The sequence below is a fragment of the Lyngbya sp. CCY1209 genome, assembly GCF_055795065.1.
In genome coordinates this window covers 1-8223 of sequence record NZ_JAYFER010000214.1, presented here as the reverse complement: position 1 = coordinate 8223, position 8223 = coordinate 1, and the positions used below count along the sequence as shown (strand labels likewise).

8 protein-coding genes are annotated in these 8223 nt (G+C 56.5%); 6 read left to right on the top strand and 2 right to left on the bottom strand.

The features are described from left to right. The coding region (locus tag AC0QHF_RS04460) for a hypothetical protein (protein ID WP_324702983.1) at positions 1 to 208 on the top strand (208 nt) is incomplete at its 5' end. Positions 209 to 219: 11 nt separating this feature from the next. Here the strand turns inward: AC0QHF_RS04460 and AC0QHF_RS04455 are convergent. After that, the gene (locus AC0QHF_RS04455) at positions 220 to 1182 is read right to left on the bottom strand and encodes a protochlorophyllide reductase (RefSeq protein ID WP_324702982.1); all 963 of its coding nucleotides are present in this window, start codon (positions 1180 to 1182) and stop codon (positions 220 to 222) included. Between the two features lie 93 nt (positions 1183 to 1275). Continuing rightward, positions 1276 to 1605 carry a hypothetical protein gene (locus AC0QHF_RS04450; RefSeq protein WP_324702981.1) on the bottom strand — a complete coding sequence of 110 codons (330 nt, stop codon included), beginning with the start codon at positions 1603 to 1605 and terminating at the stop codon, positions 1276 to 1278. Here AC0QHF_RS04450 and AC0QHF_RS04445 point away from each other — a divergent pair. The 5 genes from AC0QHF_RS04445 to fmdA all read left to right on the top strand — a co-directional run bounded on the left by AC0QHF_RS04445 (position 1605) and on the right by fmdA (position 8054). Beyond that, entirely contained in the window at positions 1605 to 2996 is a 1392-nt protein-coding gene (locus AC0QHF_RS04445) for an NACHT domain-containing protein (protein WP_324702980.1), read from the top strand. The two genes, AC0QHF_RS04450 and AC0QHF_RS04445, sit on opposite strands and share 1 nt — an antisense overlap. A 388-nt stretch (positions 2997 to 3384) precedes the next feature. Beyond that, positions 3385 to 4680, top strand: a complete 1296-nt coding sequence (locus tag AC0QHF_RS04440) for a glucose-1-phosphate adenylyltransferase (protein ID WP_324702979.1) — start codon at positions 3385 to 3387, stop codon at positions 4678 to 4680. Positions 4681 to 4758: 78 nt separating this feature from the next. After that, positions 4759 to 5226 (top strand): AAA family ATPase, encoded by a 468-nt coding sequence (locus AC0QHF_RS04435; RefSeq protein ID WP_324702978.1) that lies wholly within the window; start codon positions 4759 to 4761, stop codon positions 5224 to 5226. A 204-nt stretch (positions 5227 to 5430) separates the two neighbouring features. Beyond that, the gene (locus tag AC0QHF_RS04430; protein ID WP_324702977.1) at positions 5431 to 6429 is read left to right on the top strand and encodes a DnaJ C-terminal domain-containing protein; all 999 of its coding nucleotides are present in this window, start codon (positions 5431 to 5433) and stop codon (positions 6427 to 6429) included. A 437-nt stretch (positions 6430 to 6866) separates the two neighbouring features. Then, positions 6867 to 8054: a formamidase gene (fmdA, locus tag AC0QHF_RS04425; RefSeq protein WP_324702976.1), complete on the top strand. Its 1188-nt coding sequence runs from the start codon at positions 6867 to 6869 to the stop codon at positions 8052 to 8054. The last annotated feature ends 169 nt before the right edge of the window (positions 8055 to 8223 follow it).

The window sequence follows — 8223 nt, the reverse complement described above, 5'->3', positions numbered from 1 at the left end:
TTCAAACCCTTATAGAAAAGCCGTTTCAGTTTCCGACTCCCTAATACCGACTGCCGAGGACCGCGCGCAGCGCTATACACGCCGGACGAGTGAGACTTGTCAATCCCTACAACCGACTCCCGTTTCTAGAGCTGGTAACGACACGATCGCCCATCTTTCAACCCAAAAAAAGCCGGAAATATCCGGCTTTAATCCTCTCAATTTTTGAGACTCAAAACATTAAGCCAGTTGCACCAATTTCAGACTGAGATCCCACATTTTTTCGCCCTTTTCATCATCCCGGGCTTGGGGCGAGACTTTCTGGACGAAAGATTCGCGATCTTTTTTCTGGCGATTTCCCCAACTCCAGTAGGCGCCGGACTGGCGGTATTCGGGGTCAATGACCACGGCGGCGACCCGTTCCCCGGCCAATTCCTGGGAGACGTAACCCCCGGTGATGTACTTTTGGAACAGGGGGAACAGTTTCTGGAACAGGGGATAGTGGTTGCGGAACAGGGGGGTATCCGCGACGCATCCCGGGTAGAGGGAGGTGAAGGTGATGCCGGTGGAGTCGTGGTAGCGGCGGTGCAGTTCCCGCATGGTGAGGACGTTGCACACCTTGCTGTCTTTGTAGGCTTTGACGGGTTCAAATTTCTTGCCGTCGATCATGGAAACAGGTTCTTTGAAGCCCTTGGCGAAGCCTTCGAGGTCGCCCAAATCGGGGCGGGGCGGAATTTTCCCGCCGAGTTCGTCGGGGTTGTGGGTGACGGTGCCCAAAATCACCATCCGCTTGTCTTCAGCCGGACTGCGCTTCATGTCCTCCATCATGACGTTGCAGAGGAGAAAATGACCCAAATGGTTGGTGGTCATGGTCAGTTCGTACCCTTCCGGACTCCGCAGGGGTTCCTTGATCAAGGGCATATAAATTGCCGCATTGCAGATCAAAGCCTCCAGCGTCCTGCCCGTCGCCCGGAAGGAGTTGATAAACCGCCGGACGCTGTCGAGGGAACCGAGATCGATATGGAGAACGGTGTGGCTGTCTTCGGGAATTCCCAACTCTTGGGCGGCGGCTTTCGCCTTTTCCAAATTTCGACAAGCCATCACCACGTACCAGCCTCTGTTGGCAAGGGCTTTGGCGGCATACAAGCCGACCCCCGATGAGGCACCCGTGACTATAACTGTTGACTTGTGATCTTGTGCCATGTTTGTTACAATCCCAGCGATCGCCGTCGTTTGGTTGTGAATCCCGCTCCGACGGGGATCGTGGCTATGATTTATCTAGGTGTTCTAAATTGATCAGGATATTTGTAAGGGCGGGGCGATCGCAACTGTTTGTAACAATCTGACATCCTCTTCGACCGGCTTCGATACCGCCTGCCTGGAAGCCATCAAAATCGCGCTTTTTCTAAGGATTGCTATTTTCGGGTTTCCTGTCGGTTCCGAGGTTCCCGGAGTTCGACGCACCGCCGGGCGATCGGGGGGAGGCGGTACAGGGCGGCCGTTCCGGTCGGACGCCGTTCGTCCGCCGTCGGGCGGCGCGATATAATGAGAGCCTTCGTGCGTCATTCCCGATCGCCCGAACATCCCGCCGCGATCCGGACCGCCCTTATTTTTGTCTAAATTCAATGTCTCGATTGAGTGCAACTCGGCTATCCTCTCAAAAACGCCACCAACTGCTCCTCCAGGTCAAACGGGAGGTGAGACAGTACCGGTTGCACCTGCCCCACCGGGCGGTCTTGACGCAGTTGGCTGGGGAAAAGCCCCCGCTGAAAATGCGGCGGTCCTGGGATGTGGAGGTGAAAATCGGCAACCACCCCAGCTTCAAACTCTCGGCGAATACGGGAATTATCGAGGTGTTCGATCGCATCGGGGGGCGGCTGTTGATTTTGGGGGGGGCGGGTTCGGGCAAGACGACGACCCTGGTGGGACTGGCCAAGGTACTCGTCGATCGCGCCCTCAAGGACGAACACGAACCGATGCCGGTCTGGCTGAACTTGTCCGGCTGGCGGGTGGGGTGCGAGGCGATCGAGGATTGGATCGTCGGCCAGATCCAGAAAAAATACGCGATCGCCCCGGACGTGGCCCGCTACTGGATGGAACAGCTCCAGATCCTGCCGTTGCTCGACGGGTTGGACGAAGTGGAGCCGGGGCGGCGGGAAGCGAGCATTCGAGAAATCAACGACCTGTTGGAGGGCAATCTCTCGCCCCTGCACCTGGTCGTCTGCAGCGGCGTGAAAGCCTACCACCGCTGCGAAAACCGCTTCCGGCTCAACGGTGCCATTTTGCTGCGGCCCCTCACCCGCCGGCAAGTCAAAACCTATTTGATCGACGCGAGAAGTCGGGAGCTTTGGAATGATATCAAAAACGACCCGCAACTTTTGAAGTTGGCAAAAAAGCCGCTATTTTTAAGTCTGATGACCCTGGCTTACGAGAATATTTTGATCTCGTCTTGGAAGCATTTGGACACCTTGGACGAACAACGGCAGTATTTGTTGAACGCCTATTTGCGCCACCAAATTTCCGCGACCCGCGATCGCGGCTTGAGCGAGGCGGAAAAAAAGTACACTTCCGAACAATTTCGCCACTGGTTGACGGAGCTGGCGAAGCGGATGCAGCGGGAAGAAACCCAGACCTTCATCCTCGATCGCATCCCGAAAACGTGGCTGCACACCCCGGAGCAAGAGCGGGCCTACCGGCTGGCCGAACGGGCGGTCGGGGGGGTGATCTGGTGGGGGGTCGTGGCGGTCATCGCCCTGGGAGCGATTTCGGGGTCGGTGGGACTGTTGGCGACGGGAATGGTGCTGGGACTGGCGGTCGCCGCCGGCTACGAGTGGCTGTCCCTGGGGTGGGCGATCGAGCGGCTGGCCCTGCGATTCGTCCTCTGGGGGGAGGGGGACGCGCCCTGGAACTACGCCCAGTTTTTGAACGACGCGGCGCGACGGCTGCTGCTGCGAAAAATGGGCGATCGCTACGAGTTCATCCACCGCCTCCTCCAAGAGCATCTCGCCCAAATTTGAAACCCGCCGGGACACGGCGGCAAATTTCCCACTTCGGATAGATTGATCGGGCCGGAAATTGCGGTTTGATCGGAGCCAGGCTAACTGATGACTTTTGAGGGTATAAATCGGGTCGTTCCGACCCCCGACAATCACGTTCGATCGCCAGTCTGGCGTTGGCCTATTGAATCGAGGCGGTTTCAGTTCCCGATTCCCCATTCCCGATTCCCCATTCCCCATTCGTCACACGCGGCGATCGCTCTGGGGCCGTCCCGCTCCGATTTCGAGGTGTCGGGTTTGACCGTAACCCAACCTTAACCCGACTTTTGAGGCTTCCCCCTTGCCAAGATTGCCATAGAATCGGACACTTAATTTTGGGAGATCATCGGCAGTTGAGAGGTAATTTCACGTGAAACAAGTATTAGCTGTGATTCTGGGTGGTGGCGCCGGCACTCGTCTCTACCCCCTGACGAAGATGCGAGCCAAACCCGCCGTTCCCCTGGCGGGCAAATATCGCCTGATCGACATCCCGATCAGCAATTGTATCAACTCAGAAATTCTTAAAATTTACGTCCTGACGCAGTTCAACTCGGCGTCCCTGAACCGTCACATCGCCCGCACCTACAATTTTTCCGGCTTCACCGACGGCTTCGCGGAGGTGCTCGCGGCCCAACAGACCAGTGTCACCAATCCCCAGTGGTTCCAGGGAACCGCCGACGCGGTGCGCCAATATCTGTGGCTGATGGAGGAGTGGGACGTCGAACATTTGCTGATCCTGTCGGGGGACCACCTCTACCGCATGGACTACCGGGATTTCGTCCAGCGCCACATCGACACGAACGCCGACATCACCCTGTCGGTGCTGCCCGTGGATGAAAAGCGGGCGTCCGCCTTCGGTCTGATGAAAATTGACGAGAGCACCGGCCGGGTGATCGATTTCAGCGAGAAGCCGAAGGGAGAAGACCTCAAGAAAATGGCGGTGGATACGAGTACCCTGGGATTGTCCCCGGAGGAGGCGGCTGAGTCCCCTTACATCGCTTCGATGGGGATCTACGTTTTCAAACGGGACGTTCTGTTCAAGTTGCTCAAGCAGGCCCCCGACCAGACGGATTTCGGGAAAGAGGTCATCCCCGCTGCCTCGGCCGACCACAACGTTCAAGCTTACTTGTTCAACGGCTACTGGGAAGATATCGGGACGATTGAGGCGTTTTACGAGGCGAATCTGGCGCTGACGCAGCAACCGCAGCCCCCCTTTAGCTTCTACAACGAAAAGGCCCCGATTTACACCCGCTCCCGCTATTTGCCCCCCTCGAAGCTGCTCGATTGCCACATCACGGAGTCGATCGTGGCTGAAGGGTCGATCCTGAAGCAGTGCCGCATCGACCACTCGGTTCTGGGGTTGCGATCGCGGGTGGAGTCCGGCTGCGTGATCGAGGATACCCTGCTGATGGGCTCGGATTTCTACGAACCGTTCGCGGAGCGCCAGTCCGGGATGCAAAAGGGCCAGGTGCCGATGGGCATCGGTAACGACACCACCATCCGGCGGGCGATCGTTGACAAGAACGCCCGCATCGGCCGCAACGTCCAGATCATCAACAAAGATCGCGTCGAGGAGTCCGAAAAGGAAGATCTCGGCTTCTACATCCGCAGCGGGATCACGGTGATTCTCAAAAATGCGGTGATTCCGGACGGGACGGTGATCTAGACGCCCGGTCGGATTCCGAAGGAAAGGAGGTTTTTTCCAACCTTCTGACCTTCCCCCACTCAAAACCCGATTATTTCGATGGCTCGACTGATCCTGATGATAGGGCTTCCCGGCAGCGGGAAGTCCTTTCTGGCTCAAAAACTGGCCGAAGGCGACCCGTCCTACCGGTGGATCTCAACGGACGCGATCCGGGGGCAACTGTTCGGAGATGAAGCGTTTCAGGGGCCGTGGTTGCCGATTTGGAGTCGGGTTCGAGAACAATTTCGGGAGGCTATGACTCAGCAAGCCGTGGCGATTTACGATGCCACCAATGCCCGACGACGCAACCGCCGGGACGCGCTCCGCGAGGTGAGGCGGATGGGGTTCGAGTCGGTTTCCGGCTTGTGGGTTAATTCTCCCCTGGAATTGTGCCTCGATCGCAACCGGAAGCGATCGCGCCGGGTCCCCGAAGCGGTCATCTTCAAAATGCACCGCCAACTCACCGATGCCCCCCCGACCCTCCAGGACGGGTTCGACCGCCTGATCGAATTGGGGTGGGGGGAATAGGTAATTATCAATTCTCAATTATTAATTATTAATCGTTCTCGGTACGGAAATTGCGATTGTCGGATTTGGAAAAACCGTACTAAGTTTGAGGTCAGGTTTTGGTAGGCTGGATCGGATCGCGTCGATCGCGCGCGATCGGCCGCACACCTGCAAACACCACCCGTACCATGACGACGGACGACGAGATCACCAGGAGAGTAGAGAATGCCGGCGACAGATTATAAGGATTACTATGCAATTCTCGGCCTGAGTCAAAATGCCAGCGCCGACGACATCAAAAAAGCCTATCGCAGACTGGCCCGCAAGTATCACCCCGACATGAATCCCGGCGACAAGAAGGCGGAGGCGCGGTTCAAGGAGGTGAACGAGGCTTACGAAGTCCTCTCCGATACGGAAAAACGTCAGAAATACGATCGCTTCGGCCAGTATTGGAATCAGGCGGGCAGTGCGGGTTGGCCCGGTGGCGCTGGTGCCACGGACTTTGGCGGGTTCGATTTCAGCCAGTTCGGCAGTTTCGACGAGTTCATCAATTCCCTGCTGGGACGGGCCGCGGCGGGGGGGACCGCCGGGGGGCCGGGTTCTCGCTCCCGCAGCTATTCCTACCGCACCAGTTCCGGGCGCCCGGGGGGATACGGCGGATTTGAGGATTTCGCCGCGGCGGGGGGCTACGGCGCGGGCCTGGACCTGGAGGCGACGGTGACGCTGACTCTCGGCGAGGCGTTTCGCGGCACCCGCAAGCGCGTGGAGGGCGGCGAAGTGTCGATTCCGGCGGGGGTGAAGCCGGGGAGTAAAATTCGGGTGCGGGGACAGGGCCAAGCCGACACCTACACCCAGCGGCGCGGCGACCTGTATTTGAAGGTGGAGATCGAACCCCACCCGTTTTTCAAGTTCGACGGGGACCACCTCACCTGTGAGGTGCCGGTGGCGCCGGACGAGTTGGTTTTGGGCGGGTCTATCGACGTACCCACCCCCGACGGCCCGGTAACGATGAATATTCCGGCGGGGATTCGCTCGGGGCAGTCCCTGCGCCTGCGGGGCAAGGGCTGGCCGAAACCGAAAGGGGGCGGACGGGGCGATCAGTTCGTGAAAGTTGTGGTGGTGCCGCCGAAGGATCTCAACGCCATCGAGCGGGAGTGTTACGAGAAGATCGCCAAAAACCGCAGCTTTGAACCCCGCAGCGGTCTGTCTTCCATGAAGCTTTAGGGACGCGATCGCAGACCTGGGATTTCGCCGAAAATGAGTCCCCGGGTGATCCCCAACTCGTTGTGTTGAATAAAAAATCAATATAATGGTCGAGCTACCATTATTAAGGATATCATACCGGATTTTTTGGCGCTTGTCAATCCCCATCCTTAAAAAATCAAAAATTTTTTGAATTGTCGATTAAAATTCGACTATATTTATGGGTTTATAACATCAATTTTAAGAATGATTATCATTGTAAAATTTTAAAATTCTTCAAGCAAAAATTGTGAGATTGTAGCCAAAATTACATTTTATTCCCGGGGCGATCGGTCAAGATACCTTAACTCGGAATTGTGGAAGATGAAATCGAGCGATCGCGATTCGGGAGCCATGCGATCGCCATTTCTCTCGTTCCAAAACTTCAATAATAGCGATTATCAATCGGGAAAATAAATATGCCGGAAACACTCTTTAAAGTCGATCTAACCAAACCGATGTCCGAACAGGAAATGCCGGGGCACAACCGCTGGCATCCCGACATTCCGGCGGTGGTTTCCGTCAATCCCGGGGACGTATTTCGGATCGAATGCAAGGACTGGACGGACGGACAAATCCAAAATAACGACAGTCCCGACGACGTGCGGGACGTGGATTTGACGGTGGTGCACGTCCTCAGCGGCCCCATCTACGTCAACGGCGCCCAACCGGGGGATATTTTAGTCGTGGATATCCTCGATATCGGTGCCTTGCAGGGTGACGAGTGGGGATTTACCGGAATTTTTGCGAGGGAAAATGGGGGCGGTTTCTTAACCGATCATTTCCCCGACGCGGCGAAAGCAATTTGGGATTTGCAGGGTATTTATACGAGTTCCCGTCACATTCCAGGAGTGCGTTTTGCCGGCATCACCCACCCCGGATTGATCGGCTGTGCGCCCTCCCACGAACTGTTAAGGGAGTGGAACCGGCGGGAACGGGAATTGGTGGAAACGGGGGGTCCGGTTTGGAAGCCGGAAATTCCCCCCCTGGCGGCGTTGCCGAACCCGGAAAATGCGGTTTTGGGGACGTTGAAGGGGTCGGATTTTGACCGGGTGGCGGCGGAAGCGGCGCGGACAGTTCCGCCCCGGGAGCACGGCGGAAACTGCGATATCAAGAACTTGTCGAGGGGTTCGCGGATTTATTTCCCGGTGTATGTGGACGGGGCGAAATTGTCGATGGGGGACATCCATTTTTCCCAGGGAGATGGGGAAATTTCGTTCTGTGGTGCGATCGAAATGTCGGGTTTTATTGACCTCCACGTTGATATTATTAAAGGTGGGGTGGAGAAGTATGGAATGGTGAACCCGATTTTTAAACCGGGCCCGGTGGAGCCGCGTTATTCCGAGTATTTGGTATTTGAAGGAATTTCGGTGGACGAGTTTACCGGGAAGCAGTATTATTTGGATGCTCACGTTTCTTACCGTCGGGCTTGTTTGAATGCGATCGAGTATTTGAAGAAGTTTGGGTTTACAGGAGAACAGGCTTATTTGCTGTTGAGTTCGGCGCCGGTTGAAGGGCGAATCAGTGGCATCGTGGATATTCCCAATGCCTGCTGTACGGTGGCGATACCGACGGAGATTTTTGATCGGAATATTTTGCCGACTTAGAAGGATTCGGGGCAGGCGGGGAATGATGTCAGGCAGGCGGGGACGCACTGCCCCCACAGATAGAGTAGTTTTCTCTGTGGTGTGATACAGTTTGATCCCCCATTATCCCCCTTAACAAGGGGGACTTTCAGACGCTGTGGTGTGATCAGTCTGATCCCCCATTATCCCC